The following is a 22,003-nucleotide window of genomic DNA, read 5'->3' as shown; positions in this document are numbered from 1 at the left end:
CCCCTCCCCGCGCCCGGACGGACAGCGATGCTGCGGTCCGAACCCGTGCTCCGGGACGGCGGGTGGCACCATTCTGGTCGAGCCGGTGCTGCTTGGGAACCGCGCCCGCTTGTTCCGTGCGCGATTTGTGGAAAACTGGCCGCGTCAACAGCAAAGCCTAAGCTCCGTCAAATGGCATCAAACGATGCCATAATGGGGGAAACCGTTCCCGTTCCGAAGGATCTGTCCATGCCACGGTTCCTCACTCTGGCCGATGTGGCCGAAGAGCTGCAGATTTCCTCGTCGCAGACCTACGCCCTGGTTCGCAGCGGCGAGCTGCCCGCCATCCAGATCGGCGGCCGGGGCCAATGGCGGGTGGAGCAGGTTGTGCTGGACCAGTACATTCAGGACAAGTACGCCCAAACCCGGCGGATGATCGAAGAAGCCAAATCGAACGCTGAGTGAGCCCTCAGTCCAGACGTCGCGAAACGAGCGCCGCGATGGCCGTGAACGGCACGGTGAGGACCGAACGGACACTGGCCGCGCGCCGGTCCTCACCGGAAGGTACGGCAGCGACATCGAAGGAATCAGCCCCTACCCTGTCGATCACACCCTCAGCCGCCACCGTGCCCGAGCCGCCTGCGAGATAAAGGCCTATCAGGGCTCGGTCCCGGCCGAGCCCCCGCAGTGCGGATCCGAGCCCAAGCCGGCGCGCTGCGGACACGTCCGCCACCGAATGCCGGCCCATGCCTTCGATCAGCTGCACGGAAGCCAACGGCACGAGCACGCTCCGCATGCGCTCGTTGAGCACTAGCCAGCTAGATCCCACGTGGGCCAGTGCTCCGGAGAACCTAAGGTCTGTAGCGACACTCACGCGCAGCTGCGTACCCAGTTGTCCACGCAGCCTGTTGGCGAGATCCACGGCGGCCAGCTCAATCCGGGTGCGCTCGTTGACCTCTGCTTCCAGCTCCAGCCGGTCCGCGGCGTGCAACTGTGCCTCCAAATCATCGAACAGCGCATCCCATCGCATGGCGCAAGCCTAAGAACCACTGGCGAACAACGTCAATCGAGCGCACCTCTTTACACAACGTGGGCTGAGTGCGATTATATGAGTCCTAAGCGCAACAAATGACGCCAAACGGCTACAAATGAATGAATCAACATTCGATCGAAGGGGCATCCGATGCGCAGAATCGTCTCCGATCTCGTGACCGCAGGGCTCATCTTCGGGAGCGGTGCAGTGCTGATTCTTGCCGGGGCAGGTTTCGGTTCCGGCTCGTTGTGGCCACCGCACAACTATCAGGACGCGCTGGCAGTTCTCTCCATCGGCGCCGGTGCCGCTGTGCTGTGCTGGCTTCTCCTCGGCTTGGCAGCTGCGGCAGCCGGCGCCATGCTGGCTAGAACCGGACACCTGCGGCTGGCAGCACTCTCAGCCGCCGCGAGTCCTGCCTTCCTACTGCGTTTGGCGGGCGCCGTCGTCGGACTCAACCTGATGGTTGTCCCCGTTGCGCATGGTTCCCCCACGCCGAGCAGGGCTGGAATGCCGGCTTCCACCGCCCCCGCGAACGCTGTCCCCACCAACGCGGGCGTCATCGATCCGCTGTGGCAACCGACCCATCCTGCCGGTGAGGCTGTTGATCCCTCTTGGCAACCGGCCCCTCCGGCAGCGGCGCCCGGCATCGTCGCCAAGCCGCTCAACCGGCATGATTCTGAAAGCCCGCGGACCGTAACCGTCACGGCCGGAGACTCCTTGTGGCATCTCGCGGCTGCTGAGCTGGGTCCGCTGGCGACGGACGCGGAGATTGCCGAACGGTGGCCGGACTGGCATGCCGCAAACCGGATGACCATCGGTCATGACCCCTCGCTGATCAGGCCGGGGCAAATCCTCGCCGTTCCCCCACCGCGCTAAAACTTCGCCGCACTACCCATGGAATGAAAGGGCAGGACATGGACAACGTTCGACGGCTCCCGGCCGCACAGACAAGGGCAGAGCACACGGAGGCCGCTGCCCAGGCGGACTCGCTGGCACCCGCCAGCGGCGCACCCCGGCCGCTGACAGTACGGCGGGTTAATCCGGCTGGGCCCGACGGCTTCGCGCCCGTCATCCGGCTGCGGCCCAAGCGACCTGACCCCACCGAAGCGGACCGGCCGGCCGGACCTCTGGCTGTGTCTCCCCCGGTCCAACTGCATCCTGCTGCGGACCCGGAAGCGGAAGCCGAACTGCGCCATGTAACGGCGACGGCCCGGTCCGTGGCGCAGGCCTGCCTGGAAGCAGCCGCCGGCACACGGCCGGTCCAGCAGTTGGCCCGCTGGCTGGATCCAGCCAGCTACGAAAAGCTGGTGCACCGTGCCGACATCGTGAAGGCGCACCAGGCCAAACTCCGGTCTGGAGGCGGCGCGGCGCTGCGGCTGCACCGCAGCGCCGTGGTTCGTTCTTCCCGGGTCTGCCGGGCAGCCGAGGGCGCCTACGAAGCGTCGCTGGTGGTTGCCGAAGCCCGCCGCGTGCGGGCCATCGCACTACGGCTGGAACTGGTCCGAGGGCTGTGGAAGGTCACGGCCTTGGAAATCGGCTGACCGCCAGCGCCCGCCTACTTCCGCCGTTTGCCACTCTTCGCGGGCCGCTTGTCCTTGGCGGCCTCGGCCTTGGCTGAGCTTTGGCGCTCAACCCGGGTCTCGGCCTCCCCGGAGGCGGTCGGTGCCGTGAACTGCAGCGCGGCAGGGCGCTGCGGAGCTTCCAAACCTGCCGCCAGGATCTGCGGCCCCGCTGCCGCGCGGGCGTCCGCCACACCCGGCGCAGTCACCTCGGCGGGCTGCTGAACCTGGACCTCCAGGTTGAAGAGATAGCCGATGCTCTCTTCACGAATGGACTCCATCATCGCCTGGAACATGACGAATCCCTCGCGCTGGTATTCAACCAGCGGATCGCGCTGCGCCATGGCGCGCAGGCCAATGCCTTCCTTGAGGTAGTCCATTTCGTAGAGGTGTTCCTGCCACTTCCGGCCGATCACCGAGAGCACCACGCGCCGCTCCAATTCGCGCATCGTCTCGGATCCGAGGGCCTGCTCGCGCTGTGCGTAGGAGACCTTGGCATCGGAGACAATTTCTGCGCGCAGGAAATCCGCCGTGACCTTGGACCGCCCGCCGGCTTCTTCCAACACTTCGTCGATCGTCAGTTCAATCGGGTAGAGCTGCTTGAGGTTGGTCCACAGCTGCTCGTAGTCCCAGTCGTCGCCATGGCCTTCCTGCGTGGCTTCGTTGACCATCGCGGTCACCACGTCTTCGAGGAAGAACGAGACCTTTTCATGCAGGTCGTCGCCCTCCAGGATCCGCCGCCGGTCGTTGTAGATCGCTTCGCGCTGCCGGTTGAGTACGTCGTCGTACTTCAGCACGTTTTTGCGCTGCTCGGCGTTACGGCCCTCGACCTGAGCCTGGGCGTTCTGGATGGCTTTGGACACCATCTTGGACTCCAGCGCCACGTCGTCGGGCATCCGCGAGGAATTCATGATCCGCTCGGCGGCGCCGGCATTGAACAGCCGCATCAGGTCATCGGTCAAGGACAGGTAGAAGCGCGATTCGCCCGGATCGCCCTGCCGGCCCGAACGGCCGCGGAGCTGGTTGTCGATGCGGCGCGACTCATGCCGTTCCGTTCCCAGCACGTATAGCCCGCCCAGCGCCCTGACTTCGTCGTGCTCGGCCTGCACTGACTTCTGCGTCGCTTCCAAAACCGCCGGCCAGGCGGCCTCGTACTCCTCGGCGTTCTCGGCCGGGTCAAGGCCGCGGCGTTCCAGTTCAGCCACTGCGTTGAACTCGGCGTTTCCGCCGAGCATGATGTCGGTGCCGCGGCCGGCCATGTTGGTCGCGACCGTGACCGAACCCTTGCGGCCGGCCTGGGCGACGATTGCCGCTTCACGGGCATGGTTCTTCGCGTTCAGCACTTCGTGGCGGATGCCCTGCTTGGCGAGCTGCTTGGACAGGTACTCGCTCTTCTCCACGCTCGTGGTGCCCACCAGGACCGGCTGGCCCTTTTCGTGGCGTGCTGCGATGTCCTTCACCACGGCGTCGAATTTGGCGATCTCGTTCTTGTAGATCAGATCCGACTGGTCGATGCGGGCCATCGGCTTGTTGGTCGGGATCGGCACCACGCCGAGTTTGTAGGTGCTCATGAACTCGGCGGCTTCCGTTTCGGCCGTTCCGGTCATGCCGGACAACTTCCCGTAGAGGCGGAAGTAGTTCTGCAGCGTCACGGTCGCCAAGGTCTGGTTCTCGGCCTTGATCTCAACGCCTTCCTTGGCCTCGATCGCCTGGTGCATACCTTCGTTGTAGCGCCGGCCGGCAAGAATGCGCCCGGTGTGCTCGTCGACGATGAGGACCTCGCCCTTGAGCACCACGTAGTCCTTGTCCCGCTTGAACAGTTCCTTGGCCTTGATGGCGTTGTTCAGGAACCCGATCAGCGGGGTATTCGCCGACTCGTACAGGTTATCGATGCCGAGGTAGTCCTCGACTTTCTCAATGCCGGACTCGAGCACGCCGACCGTGCGCTTCTTCTCGTCGACTTCGTAGTCTTCGGTGTCCTTCAGCCGCATCACCACGCGGGCGAATTCGGTGTACCAGCGGTTCACGTCGCCGGAGGCCTGGCCGGAAATGATCAACGGGGTACGGGCCTCGTCGATGAGGATCGAGTCGACCTCATCCACGATCGCAAAGTGGTGTCCGCGCTGCACCAGTTCGTCGCGGCTCCAGGCCATGTTGTCGCGCAGGTAATCGAAGCCGAACTCGTTGTTCGTGCCGTAGGTGATGTCCGCGGCGTACTGTTCGCGGCGGGTGGCCGGATTCTGGTTGGCCAGAATGCAGCCGCTGGTCAGGCCGAGGAAGCGGTAGACACGGCCCATCAAATCAGACTGGTACTCGGCCAAGTAGTCGTTGACCGTCACGACGTGGACGCCCTTGCCGGTGAGCGCATTCAGATAGGCCGGTGCGGTAGCCACCAGCGTCTTGCCTTCACCGGTCTTCATCTCGGCGATGTTGCCCAGGTGCAGGGCCGCCCCGCCCATGAGCTGGACGTCGAAGTGGCGCAGCCCCAGCGTGCGGCTGGCGGCTTCGCGGACCGCAGCGAAGGCTTCAGGGAGCAGGTCCTCCAGCGACTCGCCGTCCTGGTAGCGCTGTTTCAGCGTGTCGGTTTCCGCGCGCAGCTCGGCATCCGTGAGGGACTTGAAGTCCTCTTCCAAGATGTTGATTGCATCGGCGTAGCCGCGCAGCCTCTTCAGCGTCTTCTTGTCGCCGGTACGAAGCACACGCTCGAGAATCGTTGGCACTACATTGCTCCCAGTCAGTCGCGCAGAATTCTGGCTAGTTCAGTCTACGTGAGAGACGTCCCGGGCACGGTTTTGGTTCCCCGGGCCCGTTTCGCCACTTCCCGGACCAGTCCGGCAGCCAGATCGCCCCGGCCCTCAACCACAACGCTCTCCAGCTCCAACCATCCGGCCATGGCGGCGAGCTCGGCTGCCAGCTCCGCAGCTGTGCCGGCCGGAGCGTCCTCTTCGGAATGCGCGGACCGGACCACCAGCCTGCCCGTGCTCCGGTCCGTTTTCAAGTCCACCCGGGCGCACAACCGGTCGCCCAACAGGAACGGCAGGACGTAATAACCGTAGGTCCGCTTCGCCGCCGGCGTGTAGATTTCGATCCGATAGCGGAAGTCAAACAATTGTTCGACCCGCTGGCGTTCGAAAACCATCGAATCGAAGGGGCTCAGCAGCGCCCGGCCCGTGGCCCGCCGCGGCCGTGCCGCATCGGCATGCAGGTAGACGTCCGCATTCCAGCCGTCCACCTGTACGCGTTCCAGCGTGCCATCGGCCTCCAGCGCCCGCACCGCCCCGGCCGCGGCCCGAGCGGGGACCCGGAAGTAGTCGGCAAAGCATTTGACGGTCCCAATGCCGTGAGCCCGTGCCGCGGCTTCAGTCAGCCGGAGCATCGCTTCTTCCGGATCCGGCCGGTGCCCGGCGTCGTGCGGCGCGGGCAGCACCCTTTCGGTCAGGGTGTAGAGCCGTTCGAATTGCGGTGTGCGCGCAGCAGCGCTGACCCGCCCCTGTTCGAACAGTGCCTCCAGCACCCGCTTGACCGCGTTCCAGTTCCAGCCCCAGTCGGTCTTGGCCCGGATCTCTTCATGTCCGATCCGGTCTGCCACCGCCCGGGCAGTGAGGCCACGCGAGGAGGCCAGCGCGTCCAGGATCCGAGCGGTCAAGTCCTGGACGAGGTCCGGATCCATTCCGGACGCGCCCACCCAGCGGCGCCGCTGCCACTGGCGGAGATCGGCGAAATCCCCGGGCTTGATATAGCTGGCCTCATGGGCCCAGTACTCGATCATGCGCCGCGGCGCCTTCCCGGCCAGCCGGTGGAGGATGTCGACGTCGTAGCCGCCGAGCCGGGAGAAGAACGGCAGATAGTGCGAGCGCACCAACACATTCACCGAGTCGATCTGCAGCAGCCGTATGCGGTCAAAGGTCCGGCCCACCTGCCTTGCTGTAACAAGACCGGTGGGCCGTTCCTTGGCCAGTCCCTGGGCGGCCAGCGCAATGCGGCGGGCCTGGGCCAGACTGATGCGGGCTGTCATGCCTTCATATTAGGCAGCCCCGGCGGCAGTCAGGCGTTAGCGCTCTCCGGCGAGCGGTAGGCCAGCAACTCTTCACGCGCCTTGGCTTCTTCGGCGCTGCAATCGGCATCGAGGGTAATCACGCCGTAGGTCCAGCCGCGGCGGCGGTAGACCACGCTGGGCGCATTGGTTGCCTTGTCGATGAACAGGTAGAAGTCGTGCCCCACCAGTTCCATGTTGTCGACGGCATCATCAAGGGTCATTGCCACGGCCGGGAAGACCTTGCGGCGAATCAGCACTGGGGAGTCTCCCGCAGGGACGTCGTTTTCAATCTCGTAGCCGGTCCGTTCCTCGGCCCGCTCCTCGCTAGCGGCCGCGGAGGCCAGCGTTTCATGCAGCGGGGCATCCGTACTGGCTGGTTCCAGCGTGGCGGTGGCCTGGTGGACGGCGGTCGGAGTATGCCGTCCGTGGTGCACCTTGCGGCGGTCCCGAGCGCGGCGCAGGCGCTCCAGAAGCTTGTTATAGGCGATGTCAAAAGCTGCGAACTTGTCCGCTGCCTTGGCCTCGGCACGGACGACGCTGCCTCGTCCGAGCACGGTGAGTTCGACCGTCATCGAGCTCTCGGCGTTGCGGGCATTGGCTTCTTTGGTGACTTTGGCATCAAGCCGTTGGACCTTGTCGCCCAGTTGCTCGATCTTGGAGATCTTCTCCTCAGCGTACTCGCGGAACCTATCCGAAACAGACAGGTTGCGGCCGTTGATGTTGAATTCCATGGTGCCCTCCATCGTTGCCTAGATGACACAACAGCGACTGAAAGAGAAACTCCTTTCAGCCGCTGAAGACGGGAATCCTCCCTTTACGGGAGCCCATACCTCACGTTAGATCACGGATGCTGTTTATTCATCCTTTAGCCGGTTTATATCGAACATTTCCTCCCCGATCCGTCCCGGGGCGTCCGCACCGGCACCCTGCGGCGCTCACAGGGAGGGCCCGCCGGCGTGTCCGGCCGGCGCCGAGGCAGCTGCCAGCACCGCTCCTCCCAACGGATGTCCGCCGGCGGCACGGATCGCTCTGGCCAGCTCCGCCATCGTCGCCCCGGTCGTGAGCACATCATCCACTAGGAGGCAGCCGCGCCCTGCGATCAGCGGTACGTATCGCGGCGGCACGGCCATGCTGCCGGCAACATTCCGCTGCCGGGCTGACCGGCCCAGCGACTTCTGCCCGGCCGGAGAACGCCACCGGATCAGTCGCCTCCCCGAGCCCACCGGCCGGACGGCGGGCAGCAGCTGCAGTCCGGCCGGCAGCAGTCCCCGCCGTTCCAATCGGGAGAGCAGCAGTTGCAGCGGATCATAGCCGCGGCGCCGGCGGGAGATTCCGCGGGTGGGAACCTGCACCAACACCGCGTCAGCGGGCCGTCCGGCACGCTCGGCCGCGACGTCCAAGGCGCCCGCCAACGCGACGGCCAGCACCGGGGCCAGTTCGGTCCGGCCATGATTCTTGAACGCCAGCACCGCTTGGGACAGTTCGCGCCGGTAGGGCCCGCCCGCCGTCACCGGCAGCGGCCGGCCGGCCTCGTCCAGCGGCAGTGATCCGGCCGTCTCCTCGACCGTCACCGGGTGCACAGTAGCGCGCCGCAGCCGCTGCCTGCAGGCAGCGCACAGCACATGATCCGGCGCACCGCAGGCTACGCAGTCGGTCGGCAGCAGCAGCCGTCCGAACTGACCGGACCAGATCCGCAGTGCTTGGGCCGGAGGGCTGAAATACAGCCGGTCCAGGCCGGCTCCCGCCTCCGTCGTCGTCCTCATCACCGTTTCCCCGCCATGCACCAAGCCTTGCCGTCCCCCGGCACCTCCGGCCACTGGTGCCGGCCGGATGTGGACAAAGCGGAGGCCACGGCGGCCTGTGGAGGCGAGGCTACCCGGGGAAGGACGGGTCGATGACCAACGGCGAATTGCGCTGCGGGGCCCAACTGTTGCCGACCCGGATGTAGAGCATCTCATTCGTTTGGGCATAAACATCCTGGTCGCCGTTGCCGGCGCTGATCTCCACCATGGCTTGCAGGGGGGCGGTCCGCAGGCTGCTGCCGTCCAGATGCAGGATTTCCGCGGTCACTGCCTCTTCCGCCGAGGACCGCATGACGATAACGGTGTCCTCATCCGCCCAGACGCCGGTGTCTACCGGCACCGAGGCCTTCAGCCGCTTGGGGGTGGTGATGCCGCGCGGCCGCCCGTCCCGGTCCCGAACCACACCGGCTATGTACACCGCGGTGCTCTCTCCTTCCCGGGTGATGATCAGAGCCCTGGATCCTTCGCGTGAGATCTGCAGCTCGGTCACCGTCCGTTCGGTCAGCCACTGGGCGCCGACTGCCACCACCTCGTCCGGCTCCTCGATGGAGACCGCGGAGACTTTTCCGCTGGCGTCGCCGGCAGCGGTCCAGGCCCAGCCGAAGGGATCAACGCTGGGACCGGTCAGCTCCCTCCCGGACGCCGCTTCCACTACCCTGCGGTCTTTGCCGATCACGTACATCCGGTTGCGCTCGGCGGTCAGGAAGGCGAAGCGCTCCTGGTCCAGCGACATCGCCGGCTCGCGCGGGCTCAGCCGTTCGACCGATGGCAGGCCCTCGGGCTTGACTGGTCGCGACCCCTCGTAAAAGACCAATTCCTCGTTCAGGATCCCGATCTGTACGTTGCCGACGGCCGGGTCCGTCACCGCGGCCTGGAACTGAGGATCGGGTCCGCTGCCCAGGTCCACGTCCCGCTGGTCCACGGTCATCCGCACCGTGGAGACGGTATTGAGCTCGCCCAGTGTCAATTCCAGTTGCTGCTGCATCTGCTGTCGGCGCAGGAACGTGGTGCCGGTCAGGACTTCCGCGGAGAGGTCAACGCTGGCAGCACCCGATTCGATCGGCACGGCCCGGCGCACCAACTGCGATCCTTCAGGGAAGGCGCTGATCACCGCGCCCGCCAGGTAGGGTGCCGGCCCGTCCAACATGGCGGCGACGATCGCCGCGGAAATTCCCTGCCGGTTGGCGAACCAGCGCACGTCCGGGACGGCGTAGGTGTACGTGGGGTCGTAGAAGTACAGGTTGTAGGGGGAGAACAACGTGCGGAAGTCCACGGTGGAGACCATGGTTCCGTCCGGAATGCTGGAAATCCGCCATTCGCCGTCCACCTCCGTGAGTTCCACAGGCAGCGATTCGGTGGCGCCATCCTCGGCCTGCGTGCGCACGCCTGATTCGTTAATGGACGTGTCGACTTCCACTTGGAGCACGAACTCGGTTTCGGACGGGGAACCCACGGTCTTGACGACGTTTCGGTACACCAGCGTCCGTTCCACCGGTTGCCATTCGCCCGCCAGATCCGGGGCCAGGAACTCCCGCGCTATCCGATAGTCGTCCTGCGGCGCCGTGCCCGCCTGGATGAATCCCTCGACAATGTCCTTGGGGTCGGCCCCGGGCGCCGGCCCCGGCGGGTTGAAGGTGTATCCGGTCCCCCGGCTCTCGCCGGAGTCGGACTGGACCGTGGCTACCGGCCCCGACATCGGGATGGAGGAGCAGGAGGCCAGCGCCAGCATGGCCAAGACCATAACGACGACGGCGCGCAGCCGGCTCACGCGGGCGGGCTCAGCTGGGGTCCGGAACACCGTTTTCCTCCTGCTGTTCAAGAAGTACATTCTCCGCTGCCAGATGCCCATGCATGCCGTTGGCTCCGGCGGGCGGCAGCGGCAGCGGCGAATGAGTCAGCGTGCCGCCGCTGTGCCGCGGCAAGGTCAACCGGAAGCAAGCTCCGTTGCCGGGTTCACCCCACGCTTGAAGCCAGCCGCCGTGCAGACGCGCGTCCTCGGTGGAGATCGACAGTCCCAGGCCGCTGCCGCCGGTGGTCCGCGCCCGCGCCGGGTCGGCGCGCCAGAAGCGGTCGAAGACCCTGGACGCTTCCATCGGCGTCATGCCGATGCCGTAGTCCCGGACCGCGACGGCAACTGCTTCCTCGGTGGCCCCCACGGTGAGCTCCACCGGGTTGCCGTCGCCGTGTTCCAAGGCGTTGACGATCAGGTTCCGTAGGATCCGTTCGATCCTGCGGCGGTCCATGTCCGCGATGCAGCGCGGTTCCAGTGCGATCAGGCGCAGTTCGGAACCGCAGTTGTCCGCCAGCGGCTGCGCAGCGTCAAGCGCGGTGCGGGCGATTTCCACCAGATCCGTCGGCTCGGCGTCGAGCGCGGCGGCACCGGCGTCAAAACGCGAAATTTCAAGCAGGTCGGCCAGCAGCGCTTGGAAGCGCTCCACCTGGTTGTACAACAGCTCCGTGGAGCGGGCGTTGATCGGATCGAAGTCCTCGCGCGATTCGTACAGCACTTCGGCGGCCATCCGGACCGTGGTCAACGGAGTGCGCAATTCGTGCGAGACATCCGACACGAACCGCTGCTGCATCTCGGACAACGTGGCCAATTGCGTAATCTGCTCCTGCAGGCTGCCGGCCATGTGGTTGAAGGACGCCCCCAGCCGCGCCAGCTCGTCCTCGCCCCGGACTTCCAGCCGCTCCTGAAGCTGACCCGCGGCCAGCTTCTCCGACACGATCGCTGCTTGGCTGACCGGATGCACCACCGCACGGGTCAGCAGCCAGACGATGCCGCCGACCAGGACCAGCAGCAGCGCGCCGCCAATCCAGAGCACCCGGTGGATAAAGTCCAGCGTCTGCTGCACGGAGGAGAGGTCGTAGACCAAGTACAACGCGTAGGCGTTGCCCGGCGGCAGCTGCACTTGGGTGCCGAAGCCGATGGCCGGCACATCCCTGTCACCCACCGGCAACGCGAGGGCCTGGCGGTACTGGCCGCTGCCGGTGGCAACCTCTTTGGCCAGCCCCTCCGGGATGATGTTGGCGGTGATGGAAGTGTTGGACTGGCTGAACACATAGAGGTTCTGCCCGCCCGGCAGCGGTGTCAGCAGGTAATAGCGCGGGGCTTCCGCACCGGTGCCCTCCAGCAGTTTCAGCGTGTCCCCCACCATGCTGGCCACCGTGGCACGGTCGCTGGCGGAGGAACTTTCGAAGATGGTCTTGACCTGGGACAGGCCGCGCCGGGACTCGGCCTCGGCCTGGTTCACGCGTTCCTGGTACAGTCCGGAGGCGATCTGGCTGGAAAGGAATGCGCCCACGCCCAGGAACGCGAAGGCGGTGAGCAGGACGGCCGCAGTGACCGTTCGGAACTGCAGCGAGCGCCGCCATTTCCGATTCAGGAAGTCGCGGCCCTGCAACGTGGCATGCCAAGCGGCCTCAGCTGCCGCCTTCAGCTTGGCTTTCCACCGGTTGAGAACCGGCTCCACTTACCCTTGGCCGGCCTTGTATCCGACGCCGCGAACCGTGAGCACCACTTCGGGGGCTTCCGGATCGCGCTCGATCTTGGAGCGCAACCGCTGGACATGCACGTTGACCAGCCGGGTGTCTGCGGCGTGGCGGTAGCCCCAGACCTGCTCCAGCAGCAGTTCACGGGTGAACACCTGCCACGGTTTCCGCGCGAGTGCCACCAACAAGTCGAATTCCAGCGGGGTCAGCGAGATCCTCTCGTCCCCGCGGTGCACCACGTGGCCGGCAACATCGATCACGACGTCGGCGATCCGCAGCGTCTCCGGGGCCCGCTGGTCTCCCGGGCGCAGCCGCGCACGCACGCGCGCCACGAGTTCTGCCGGTTTGAACGGCTTGGGCACGTAGTCGTCGGCGCCTGATTCCAGTCCGCGGACCACGTCCGACGTGTCCGCCTTGGCCGTCAGCATGACAATGGGGACGTCCGATTCGCCGCGCACCTGCCGGCAGACCTCGATCCCGTCCAATCCCGGCAGCATCAGGTCGAGCAGCACCAGATCGGGCTTGCTGCTGCGGAAGACCTCGAGCGCCTGGGAACCGTCCGCGCAGAACACCGGATCAAAACCGTCGTTGCGCAGCACGATGCCGATCATCTCGGCCAGGGCCTCGTCGTCGTCTACGACCAGAATGCGTGCCTTCATAGCTCCTAATTGTCCCCTATTTCACTGAATTCCTGCCGTAACGGCGCACCGGGCGCACCAAAAGCGGCCCACGGCCGGCCTCGCTCCGGGATTCTAGGAACTCGCGGACCGAAACTATAGGCTGATGAGAGGCTAACACTTCGCCGACGGCCTCCCGCAGTCGGCCATACAAGATCAGAAAGACGGAACGCGATGAGCCACGGGGCCAACGACGCCGGGCACGACAGCAGGGATCCGCAGCGGCAGGGCTCCGGCGGCGCCGGTTCCAGCGGCGGTGTGCCCTCCGAACCGGCCGGTCAGCGCAACGATGCCGGTCAGCAGGTGCCGGGCCAGCAGGATACGGCCGGGCAGCCGCCCTGGAGCCAGCCGGCAGCGCCGGCTCAACCGGCGTGGGGACAGCAGCCGGTGTGGGGACAGCCGGGACCTGCCGCGCAACAACCGTGGGCGCAGCCGGGCCAGCAGACACCGCCCGCCCAGCCCGGATGGAACCAGCAGCAGCCGTGGGGTCAGCCTGCACCCGGACAGCCATCAGGGCAGCCCGGTCAGCCGTTGGGGCAACCCGCACCCGGACAGCCATCAGGGCAGCCCGGTCAGCCGTGGGGGCAACCCGCACCCGGACAGCCATGGGGGCAGCCAGGCCAGTCCTGGGGGCAACCGACAACTGGCGGACAGCAGCCCGGCTCGTGGCAGTGGCAGCAGCCCGGCTCGTGGCAGGGCCAGCAAGGCGGCGGCTGGCCGGCACCCACCGGGCCGGGGCCATACCGCGGTTACGTGGCTCCGCCGAAACCGGGCGTCATCCCGCTGCGCCCGCTCGGCGTGGGCGAGATCCTTGACGGCGCTTTCCAAGCTGCCCGCAAGAACGCCGCGGCCGTCTTCGGCACGGCGGTGCTGCTTCAGGTAGTGATCAGCGCGCTGGCCTGGCTGGTGGGCGGACTGATCATTTCGGCCTTCGGCGGCCTGCAGGTCATGGCCAACGAGGAACTCACGGATGAATCCGCGCTGGCGTTCGGGCTTTCCATCATCATCTCTTCCTTGGTCCTGGGCCTGTTGTCCAGTGTCGGGGTCCTGGTCCTGCAAGGCGTGCTCGCCATTCCCACGGCCAGGGCGGCGGTCAACCAGAAAACCAGCTTCCGGCTGATGTTTGAACTCGCCAAGGGCCGGATCGGAGCCTTGGCGGGCCTGGGCCTGCTGTATTTGGCCCTGACGGCCTTTGCGCTGGTGGTGATTATTGCCGGCTCGTTCTTCCTGGCCGACCAGTTGGGCGTGTCCTCGGTCTGGATCATTGTGCTGATCATTCTCGCGCTGACGGCGGTGTCCATCTGGGTCGGCATCAAGCTGATGCTGGCCCCGGCGGTCATCATCATGGAACGTGCACCGCTCTTCAGCGCGCTCGCCCGGTCCTGGCAGCTGACCAACCGCAGCTGGTGGCGGACCTTCGGCATCATCCTGCTGTGCACCATCATCGTCACGGTGATCACCTCCGTTGTCAGCATGCCGATTTCGTTCATCATTGGGCTGGCCGGCCCGCTGCTGGGAGATCCGACGTCGACCGAGAGCATGCTGTCCACCATGGGCCCGCTCACGCTGGTTTCGATGCTGCTGTCTTCGATCTTCTCGGCCATTGGCTACGCCTTCCAGGCCGCAGTGATCGCGCTGGTCTACATCGACTTGCGGATCCGCCGCGAGGGGTTCGACGTGGTGCTGTTGCGCGAGCACGAAGCCTCCGGCGGCCAGGACACCCGCAGCATCCCGGGACTCGGCTCCGGAACGGCGCCAGGTTCCGCGGTCCCGGGTCGAGCCGGGCCGTGGGGGCCGTGACGGTGTCCCCGGCAGCATTGGCGCTCGCGGCCGCCCTGGTAAACCCGGGCCCGGACGAGGCGCGCGAGCTGCTGGTCCGCGAACTGGCCAAGGAGGAATACCAGAACGCCCGACCCGGTGTGTTGGAATCGGTGTTGCAGGGCATCCTCGACTGGTTCGGCGAGCTGATCTCACAATTGAACGGCTTCAGCCCGAACCTGGGCACGTTGATCCTGGTCTTGGCGGCCCTGCTGTTGATCGGCGCGGCCGTGTGGGTGGTCAAACCGCGGCGCAACGCCCGCCGCCGTGCAGCGGCAGAAATTTTCGACGCCGCCGCGCCTCTCACAGCCGACGAGCACCGCCGGAATTCCCGCGAGGCAGCGGCCCGAGGCGACTGGGACACAGCCCTCGCCGAGCGGTTCCGCGCGCTGGTGCGCTCGATGGAAGAGCGCGTGGTGCTGGATCCGCAGCCGGGCCGGACCGCCGACGAGGCGGCCGCCGGGATCGCTGTTGCCTTCAGTACCGAAGCCGGTCGGCTGCGGACCGCGGCCAACCGTTTTGACTCAGTGCGTTATGGCAAGGTTCCTGCATCCCGGGAGGATGTCGAACGGCTGGCCGCCCTGGACGATTCCCTGGCTGCAGCGTCGCCCGGCGCGGCCGGGGCCGGCGCCGGCATCCCGCCGCTGGCGGTCCCGCGATGAGCCAGGCAGGAACAAGCGCGGCACCGGCAGCGGTTCCCGTTCCCCTGGACGGAAGCCCGGCAAGCGGAGCAGCGGGCCACGCCTCCGGCGCCCGGCCGGAAACCATCGGCGACGGCGGCACCGTCTGGGCCACGCTCCGCAACCGGCTGCGCCGCTGGAGCTTCTGGCTCGTTTTGCTGGTCCTGCTTTGCGGCGTCGTCGCCCTGGAGTTGCTCCGCGGCCCGGCAGCCGACCGTGCCGACCTCTCCCCCGGCAACGCCGCTCCCAACGGGGCCAAAGCCGTGGCCGAAGTGCTGCGCCAGCAAGGCGTGCAGGTTGATGTCACCGCTTCATTGCAGGAAACGCGCGACCAACTCCGCGCGCCCGGCGCCACTTTGCTGGTCCATGATCCAAACAGTTACCTCGCGGCCGAGCAACTGGAACCGCTGAAGGAACAGGCCGACCACATTGTGCTGCTCGAACCCGGGTTCGAGGCGCTGCGGGCTCTTGCCCCCGGTGTGCGGGCAGCGGGCGTGGTCCCTGCCGAAGGCGGGAACTTGCGGGCGGCCTGCCGGCTGCCCGGCCCCACCACGGCCGGTGAGATCACCCGCGGCGGGCTCTCCTACCGCGGCGGCAGCGAAAGGTGTTTCGCCTTCGCAACGGCCGCTGGTGACGCCGCACCGTACGTGCTGTCCGACGACGGTGCCACCGTGGTTCTGGGGGCCGGCCAGGTGCTCAGCAACGAAGCCATTGTCCCTGCAGGCAACGCGGCGCTGGCGCTTAACACTCTGGGAGCCACGGACCGGCTGGTCTGGTACCGGGCGGGCCCGCAGGACATGCCCGTGGCCGACACCCCGGTCAACCCGATGAGCCTGCTGCCGGGATGGGTGCTGCCCGTATCGCTGTGGCTGATGGCCGTCGGCATCGTTGCCATGTTCTGGCGCGGGCGCCGGCTCGGCCCGCTGGTGTCCGAGCCGCTGCCGGTCCTGGTCCGCTCCGCCGAGACGATCGAGGGCCGCGCCCGGCTTTACCAGAATGCCAAGGCAGTGGGCCATGCCGCGGACAACCTGCGCGCGGCCACCCTGACCCGGTTGGCCGCCCAGCTGCGCCTTCCCGCGGGAGCCAGCAGCGCCGACGTCGTCAATGCGGTAGCCCTGAACAGCGGCCGCCCGCGGGCAGAACTGGAACGCCTCCTGCGCCACGAGGCGCCCGGGACCGAAGCCCAGCTGGTGGCTTGGGCCCAAGAACTTCAGCAGCTAGAGAAAGAGGTAAGGCACCGATGAGCGAACAGACTGGACAGTGGCAGGCGGCCCAGTACGGCAGCGGTCCCGCCGTGGCCACTCCGCCGTCCGACGACGACCGCCTGCGCCAGGCCCTGCACGATGTGCGCAGCGAAGTGGCCAAAGCCGTGGTGGGCCAGGACGCCACCGTTACCGGGCTGCTGATCGCCCTGCTCTCGCACGGGCATGTGCTGCTTGAAGGTGTGCCCGGCGTGGCCAAGACGCTGCTGGTCCGCTCACTCTCCGCTGCGCTGAGCCTTGATACCAAGCGGATCCAGTTCACCCCGGACCTGATGCCGGGCGACGTTACCGGCTCGATGATCTACGACACGCACACCTCCGAATTCCGTTTCCGCGAGGGTCCCGTGTTCACTAATATCCTGCTGGCCGACGAGATCAACCGCACCCCGCCGAAGACCCAGGCGTCGCTGCTGGAAGCCATGGAAGAGCGCCAGGTCTCGGTGGACGGCACGTCGCGGAAGCTGCCCGAACCGTTCATCGTGGCGGCCACCCAGAACCCGGTGGAATACGAAGGCACCTACCCGCTGCCGGAAGCCCAGCTGGACCGCTTCCTGCTGAAGCTGACCATGAACCTGCCGGACCGGGACGCCGAGATTGAGATCATCCGCCGGCACAGCCTGGGCTTCGACCCGCGTGACCTGCAGGGCGCCGGCGTGCGGGCCGTTGCCTCCGCCGAGGACCTGGTCCAGGCCCGGGCCGCCGTGGCCCGGGTGGCGATCGCGCCCGAGGTGGTCGGCTACATTGTTGACCTGGTCCGCGCCACCCGGTCCGCGCCGTCGTTCCAGCTGGGCGTCTCGCCGCGCGGCGCCACTGCGCTGCTCAATACCTCCCGGGCCTGGGCGTGGCTGAACGGGCGCGGCTTCGTGACCCCGGACGATGTCAAGGCACTTGCCCTGCCGGCGCTGCGGCATCGCGTCAGCCTGCGGCCGGAGGCGCAGATGGACGGGGTCCAGGCTGACGACGTGCTGCAGAGCATCCTGGCCACCGTGCCGGTTCCCCGCTGAGCACGCCGTGGCGATTACCGGGCGTTTTGTCCTGCTGGCCCTGGCGGGCACCATCCCGCTGCTGCTCTTCCCGCGGCCGGCCACGGCTCTATGGTGGTGCCTGCTGCTGGCCGCTGCCGTCGGCGTGGACCTGACACTGGCGCTGTCACCACGCAGGGTGGGGCTGCAGCGGAGGCTTCCGGCGAATGTCCGGCTGGGCGAATCAGTGACGGCACAGCTGCTGCTGGCCAACCATGGCCGCCGGCCCTTGCGGGCGGTGGTGCGCGACGGTTGGCAGCCCTCGGCCGGAGCCGCGAATCCCGACCAGCGCGTGCGGATTTCGCCGGGCGAACGGCGCCTCCTCGAGGTCCAGCTGACGCCCCGACGCCGCGGCGACCTTCTGGCACACCACGTGGCCGTCCGGTCGCTCGGACCGCTCGGCGTGGCCGCTCGGCAAATCACGATTAGCCTGCCCGGCCGGCTGCGGGTGCTGCCGCCCTTTCACTCCAAGCGGCATCTGCCATCCAAACTGCGCAAGCTGCGCGAACTGGACGGACGCGTGGCGGTCCAGATCCGCGGAGCAGGCACCGAGTTCGATTCGCTGCGCGATTATGTTCGCGGTGACGATGTGCGTTCCATCGACTGGCGCGCCACCGCCCGGCGGCAGGCCGTCGTCGTCCGCACGTGGCGGCCGGAACGTGACCGCCGTGTGGTGATTGTGCTGGATACCTCCCGTACCTCGGCCGCGCGGATCGAAGACGAGCCGCGGCTGGACACCGGAATCGAAGCGTCCCTGCTCCTGGCGGTGCTCGCCGAACGCGGCGGCGACCGCGTGGACTTCCTGGCCTTCGACCGCCGGCCACGGGCCAAAGTCGCCTCCGCGGCCAAAGGCAATCTGCTCAACCAATTGGTCAACGCCATGGCCCCGCTGGACCCGGAGCTCATCGAAGCGGACTGGTCGCAGATACCTGCCGAAATCCATGCCCTGTCCTCGCACCGGTCCCTGGTGGTGCTGCTCACCGCACTGGATTCCGGCGCGGCCGAGGAGGGGCTGCTGCCCGTGCTGGCCCAGCTGACCGCCAAGCACACCGTGGTGGTCGCTTCGGTCAGCGATCCGCACGTGGACAGGCTGCGCACCGTGCGTGACACAGCCGATGACACGTTCCGCGCAGCCGCTGCCGAGCGCGCCGTGCTGGAGCGGGCTGCCGTCGCTGCGCAGATCCGCCAGCTCGGCGCCGAAGTAGTGGACGCTCCCCCGCACGAGCTGCCGCCCCAGCTGGCCGACATGTATATCCGGCTCAAGGCCGCCGGACGGTTGTAACCTCATGCGCACCGCAGCGTCCGTGCACCAAAGGGCCATGGGAGCCGACTTCGCGCGGCTCCAGCCCGAACTGCAGCAGTACTTCTCGCTAGCGCCTGCTGCGGAGAACGACGACGGTGCCACGGTCAGCGGCGTCGGTTCCGGAACGTTCGACGTGGCGGGTTGCCCGGTCCCGGCGCTGCGGCCCTTCCTCGGCCTGGCCAGCAGCGACAACGCGTTGTTCCCCGAGTACCAGCACGATGTGCCCTTCAGCATCGAAAACCGAGCCTCGCAGAATGCCGCCGGCCAGCCGCAGCTGACCGCCGTCCGAACGCTCCACTTCCACAACCGGACCCGGATCATGGAGGACCAGACCAGCTGGGATGACAGTCTGGGCACCGCCGTTGGTGCCCTGGGCCGCAGCGGCCGTCTGCTCACTGACGTGATGTGCTCGGTGGGTACCGGCGGCCGAATGCGGATCATTTCGCGCCGCAGCCGCCTTGCTGCCGGTCGCCGCTCGGTCCGGCTTCCGCTCTTGTTCGAGGCTGCAGCCTTCACCGAACAATGGTGGGACGACTCCGACCATCGTTTCCGCATCCGCACGAAGGTCATTCAACGCCAATTCGGAACCGTGCTCGAATACGACGGTTCCTTTACCTATTCGGTCCGAGCCTCATTAGGCTAAAGCCACGCGTCCCGCCACACAGCCCGGCCGGCATGCTCATGCCTCTGCGACAACCTGGTTCAGCGCGTCCGCCGTCTGCGTCAACCGCTTGACCACCGAGCGCGCTGTGTCCGGGGCAGACCCGGCCAGCCCGGCGGATGGCGTGATCCTCAGCTGGGGCAGGCGTTTCAACGGCAGGCCCAGCTGCCGCCACGGCCGCACTACTGAATCAACCAGCACCGTGACCTGCGGAATGCTTCCGACGGCGGGGTCAATCAGGCCGGCCCAGATGCGCCGGTCGGCTTCCACCGCCGCGGCGATGGTTTCCCACTGCCGGGTACTCAGCCCGCCGGCCGGGATGGCAAACCCGTCCAGGCCGCTGGCGGCCACCGCATCCAGGGCTGAATCGGTGGCCGGAACCTGGGCCACCACTTCCACCGCTCCGGCTTCGCGCAGGGAGGAAGCCAGCAGGTCCCAGGCAGCGGATGCTTCCGAAGCCGCGACCGAACGCAGGGTGCGGTAGCCGCTGGCGGTGGGAATGGTCCCGGCCAGCACGGCATCGGCTTCCGGCTCGTCCAGCTGGACCACCAGCTCCGTGCCTGCCGGCAGCGAGGCCTTGACCTGGGCAAGGTGGCCTGCCGCACCGGCCGCCAGCGATTGGGCCAGGTCGCGCCGGGCACCGGCATCGATCAGGGCCCGTTCGCCGTTGTGCAGGTAGAGATTGGCGGCCAAGGACATCGGTCCGCGCAGCTGGACTTTGAATTGGGTGCCCGGGTGGTCTTCGGCGCCGACCACATCGGCCAGCACGTTCAGGTCGGTGCGCAAGGCGGAAACAGCCCGGCGGTGGTCCTGCCCCGGGCGGTCCACCAGCCGCCAGCCATGCGGCTGAAGGTCGATGAAGAGTTCCTCCAGCAACCCGGCTGTTCGCGCGACCGGGTCCGAGCCGACGCCGCGGTCGGGCAGCTCCACCAGATGCGGCAGGTTCGGTTCGCCCAGTTCGCCGCGGATGATCCGGGCCGCCTCGGCCGGGTCAGTACCGGGCCAGCTGCCCAGTCCGGTGGCGCTCACCTGGCTGGGCCACGCCTGCTCAGCGGGTGCGTCGGAGCCGGCCGCCACGTCAGTTACCGCCGTTGTGCTCGTCGGAGATGGCCTGGTGGTGCCTGATGACCTCGGAGATGATGAAGTTCAGGAATTTCTCGGCGAAGGCCGGGTCCAGATGCGCTTCCTCGGCGAGCCGCCGCAACCGGCCGATCTGGGCGGTTTCGCGGTCGGGATCGGCCGGAGGCAGCTTGTGCCTGGCCTTGAGGTAGCCCACCCGCTGCGTCGCCTTGAACCGTTCAGCCAACAGATAGACCAACGTGGCGTCGATGTTGTCGATGCTGCCGCGCACTGCTAGCAGCTCCGCCATCACCTCGGGAGCCACCTGGTCGGAGAGGGAGCTGGCTGTCGGGTCAAAATCATCGGCAAGGTGGGGGTCGGTCATGTTCCCAGTTTATGGTTCGGCCCGCACCGGCAAGGCACCGGTTACTCCTGTGTGAAGCCCGCCGGCAGTGGGTCAGGAAACCTTGGCCGGGTCCCAGCTCAGCGAACGGGCCGAATCGATGGTGGCCTGGCCCAGCACCCGGGTGCCCTGGTAGAGGACCATGGTCTGGCCCGGAGCCACGCCGCGCATCGGCTCGATGAGCGTGACCACCAGCTGTTGCCGGCCGTCGTCGTCGAGTTCCGACTGGGCCCGGGCCGCCACCGGGTCTCCGTGCGCACGGACCTGGACCATGCACTCGAAAGCCGTCTGCGCTTCCACCTCGGGCAGCGGCAGGCCGGCCCAGGAAACCTTGATGCCGCGCATCTGGTCCACGGCCAGCAGGTCTTCGGGCCCCACCACCACTTTGTTCTCCTTGGGCCGGATCTCCAGCACGAACCGCGGCTTGCCGTCCGGCGCGGGCCGGCCCAGCTTCAGTCCGCGGCGCTGGCCGACGGTGAAGGCGTTGGCACCGTCATGTTCGCCGACCACCTGGCCGTCCTGGTCAACGATGGATCCCGATTCCATCTCGATCTTTTCGGCCAGCCAGCCACGGGTGTCGCCGTCGGAAATGAAACAAATGTCATGGCTATCCGGCTTGTTTGCCACGGAGAGCCCGCGCGCCGCCGCCTCGGCGCGCACCTCGGCCTTGGACGGTGTTTCAGCCAGCGGGAACATGGAATGCTTCAGCTGCTCGTGGGTGAGCACGCCCAGCACGTAGGACTGGTCTTTGGCCCAGTCGGCGGCGCGGTGCAGTTCGCGGTTGCCGTGCTCGTCTTCGATGACCTTGGCGTAGTGGCCGGTGCATACCGCGTCGAAACCCAGCGCCAGCGCCTTCTCCAGCAGCGCGGCAAACTTGATCCGCTCGTTGCAGCGCATGCAGGGGTTCGGCGTCCGGCCGGCGGCGTATTCGGCGATGAAATCGTCCACCACGTCTTCCTTGAACCGCTCGGAGAAGTCCCAGACGTAGTACGGGATGCCCAGAATGTCGCAGGCGCGCCAGGCGTCACGCGAATCCTCGATGGTGCAGCAGCCGCGGCTGCCGGTGCGGAGTGTGCCGGGCATCCGGCTCAGGGCCAGGTGCACGCCCACCACGTCATGGCCGGCCTCCACCGCCCGTGCCGCTGCCACGGCGGAGTCCACGCCGCCGCTCATTGCTGCCAGTACCTTCATGAATTCGTTTCCCTACTGATGTGTTG

The 22,003-nt window shown here is 67.1% G+C and carries 20 protein-coding genes; 9 read left to right on the top strand and 11 right to left on the bottom strand.

The window, feature by feature from the left end; all coding sequences use genetic code 11:
- Positions 1-228: 228 nt before the first annotated feature.
- The gene (locus AC5RW2_RS08880) at positions 229-444 is read left to right on the top strand and encodes a helix-turn-helix domain-containing protein (RefSeq protein WP_493949766.1); all 216 of its coding nucleotides are present in this window, start codon (positions 229-231) and stop codon (positions 442-444) included.
- A 4-nt stretch (positions 445-448) separates the two neighbouring features.
- Here the strand turns inward: AC5RW2_RS08880 and AC5RW2_RS08875 are convergent, their stop codons facing one another.
- Complete coding sequence (locus AC5RW2_RS08875) at positions 449-1,009, bottom strand: hypothetical protein (RefSeq protein WP_493962891.1); 561 nt, start codon at positions 1,007-1,009, stop codon at positions 449-451.
- Positions 1,010-1,162: 153 nt separating this feature from the next.
- Here AC5RW2_RS08875 and AC5RW2_RS08870 point away from each other — a divergent pair, with 153 nt between their 5' ends.
- Both AC5RW2_RS08870 and AC5RW2_RS08865 read left to right on the top strand, forming a co-directional pair.
- Positions 1,163-1,888: a LysM peptidoglycan-binding domain-containing protein gene (locus AC5RW2_RS08870; RefSeq protein WP_493962892.1), complete on the top strand. Its 726-nt coding sequence runs from the start codon at positions 1,163-1,165 to the stop codon at positions 1,886-1,888.
- A 38-nt stretch (positions 1,889-1,926) separates the two neighbouring features.
- Positions 1,927-2,553: an Rv3235 family protein gene (locus AC5RW2_RS08865; protein ID WP_493962893.1), complete on the top strand. Its 627-nt coding sequence runs from the start codon at positions 1,927-1,929 to the stop codon at positions 2,551-2,553.
- 14 nt (positions 2,554-2,567) lie between these two features.
- On the opposite strand, the gene secA is transcribed toward AC5RW2_RS08865, so the two are convergent.
- From secA to mtrA, 7 genes are all read right to left on the bottom strand, one after another.
- Entirely contained in the window at positions 2,568-5,291 is a 2,724-nt protein-coding gene (gene secA, locus AC5RW2_RS08860; RefSeq protein WP_493962894.1) for a preprotein translocase subunit SecA, read from the bottom strand.
- Between the two features lie 44 nt (positions 5,292-5,335).
- On the bottom strand, positions 5,336-6,586 hold the full coding sequence (locus AC5RW2_RS08855; RefSeq protein ID WP_493962895.1) for a winged helix-turn-helix domain-containing protein: 1,251 nt from the start codon (positions 6,584-6,586) through the stop codon (positions 5,336-5,338).
- 29 nt (positions 6,587-6,615) lie between these two features.
- Positions 6,616-7,338 (bottom strand): ribosome hibernation-promoting factor, HPF/YfiA family, encoded by a 723-nt coding sequence (hpf, locus tag AC5RW2_RS08850; protein ID WP_493962896.1) that lies wholly within the window; start codon positions 7,336-7,338, stop codon positions 6,616-6,618.
- Positions 7,339-7,542: 204 nt separating this feature from the next.
- Positions 7,543-8,370 (bottom strand): ComF family protein, encoded by an 828-nt coding sequence (locus AC5RW2_RS08845; protein WP_493962897.1) that lies wholly within the window; start codon positions 8,368-8,370, stop codon positions 7,543-7,545.
- Positions 8,371-8,479: 109 nt separating this feature from the next.
- Positions 8,480-10,207, bottom strand: a complete 1,728-nt coding sequence (locus tag AC5RW2_RS08840) for an LpqB family beta-propeller domain-containing protein (RefSeq protein WP_493962898.1) — start codon at positions 10,205-10,207, stop codon at positions 8,480-8,482.
- Entirely contained in the window at positions 10,188-11,882 is a 1,695-nt protein-coding gene (gene mtrB / locus AC5RW2_RS08835; RefSeq protein WP_493949757.1) for an MtrAB system histidine kinase MtrB, read from the bottom strand. Before mtrB ends, AC5RW2_RS08840 begins: the two co-directional genes overlap by 20 nt.
- The gene (gene mtrA, locus AC5RW2_RS08830; RefSeq protein ID WP_127511342.1) at positions 11,883-12,560 is read right to left on the bottom strand and encodes an MtrAB system response regulator MtrA; all 678 of its coding nucleotides are present in this window, start codon (positions 12,558-12,560) and stop codon (positions 11,883-11,885) included.
- A 771-nt stretch (positions 12,561-13,331) separates the two neighbouring features.
- Here mtrA and AC5RW2_RS08825 point away from each other — a divergent pair.
- Genes AC5RW2_RS08825 through AC5RW2_RS08800 form a run of 6 tightly spaced genes read left to right on the top strand, consistent with a single transcriptional unit; the run spans position 13,332 to position 19,306 of the window.
- Positions 13,332-14,378 carry a glycerophosphoryl diester phosphodiesterase membrane domain-containing protein gene (locus AC5RW2_RS08825; RefSeq protein ID WP_493962900.1) on the top strand — a complete coding sequence of 349 codons (1,047 nt, stop codon included), beginning with the start codon at positions 13,332-13,334 and terminating at the stop codon, positions 14,376-14,378.
- On the top strand, positions 14,375-15,058 hold the full coding sequence (locus tag AC5RW2_RS08820) for a DUF4129 domain-containing protein (protein WP_493962901.1): 684 nt from the start codon (positions 14,375-14,377) through the stop codon (positions 15,056-15,058). The genes AC5RW2_RS08825 and AC5RW2_RS08820 overlap by 4 nt, the downstream gene beginning before the upstream one ends.
- Positions 15,055-16,320 carry a DUF4350 domain-containing protein gene (locus tag AC5RW2_RS08815; protein WP_493962902.1) on the top strand — a complete coding sequence of 422 codons (1,266 nt, stop codon included), beginning with the start codon at positions 15,055-15,057 and terminating at the stop codon, positions 16,318-16,320. Before AC5RW2_RS08820 ends, AC5RW2_RS08815 begins: the two co-directional genes overlap by 4 nt.
- Positions 16,317-17,342 carry an AAA family ATPase gene (locus AC5RW2_RS08810; RefSeq protein ID WP_493962903.1) on the top strand — a complete coding sequence of 342 codons (1,026 nt, stop codon included), beginning with the start codon at positions 16,317-16,319 and terminating at the stop codon, positions 17,340-17,342. Before AC5RW2_RS08815 ends, AC5RW2_RS08810 begins: the two co-directional genes overlap by 4 nt.
- A 7-nt stretch (positions 17,343-17,349) precedes the next feature.
- Positions 17,350-18,642: a DUF58 domain-containing protein gene (locus AC5RW2_RS08805; protein WP_493962904.1), complete on the top strand. Its 1,293-nt coding sequence runs from the start codon at positions 17,350-17,352 to the stop codon at positions 18,640-18,642.
- Positions 18,643-18,679: 37 nt separating this feature from the next.
- Positions 18,680-19,306, top strand: coding sequence for a DUF4166 domain-containing protein (locus AC5RW2_RS08800; protein WP_493962905.1), 627 nt, complete (start codon positions 18,680-18,682; stop codon positions 19,304-19,306).
- Positions 19,307-19,342: 36 nt separating this feature from the next.
- On the opposite strand, the gene AC5RW2_RS08795 is transcribed toward AC5RW2_RS08800, so the two are convergent.
- The 3 genes from AC5RW2_RS08795 to mnmA all read right to left on the bottom strand — a co-directional run bounded on the left by AC5RW2_RS08795 (position 19,343) and on the right by mnmA (position 21,977).
- Positions 19,343-20,353, bottom strand: a complete 1,011-nt coding sequence (locus AC5RW2_RS08795) for a uroporphyrinogen decarboxylase/cobalamine-independent methonine synthase family protein (RefSeq protein WP_493962906.1) — start codon at positions 20,351-20,353, stop codon at positions 19,343-19,345.
- A 49-nt stretch (positions 20,354-20,402) separates the two neighbouring features.
- Positions 20,403-20,768, bottom strand: coding sequence for a chorismate mutase (locus tag AC5RW2_RS08790; protein WP_493949749.1), 366 nt, complete (start codon positions 20,766-20,768; stop codon positions 20,403-20,405).
- 72 nt (positions 20,769-20,840) lie between these two features.
- Entirely contained in the window at positions 20,841-21,977 is a 1,137-nt protein-coding gene (gene mnmA, locus AC5RW2_RS08785; protein ID WP_493949748.1) for a tRNA 2-thiouridine(34) synthase MnmA, read from the bottom strand.
- Between the last annotated feature and the right edge of the window lie 26 nt (positions 21,978-22,003).

It is taken from the genome of Arthrobacter sp. B0316-1-20 (assembly GCF_059091865.1).
The sequence above is the reverse complement of the archived record's forward strand: the minus strand, read 5'-3'. Positions and strand labels throughout refer to the sequence as shown.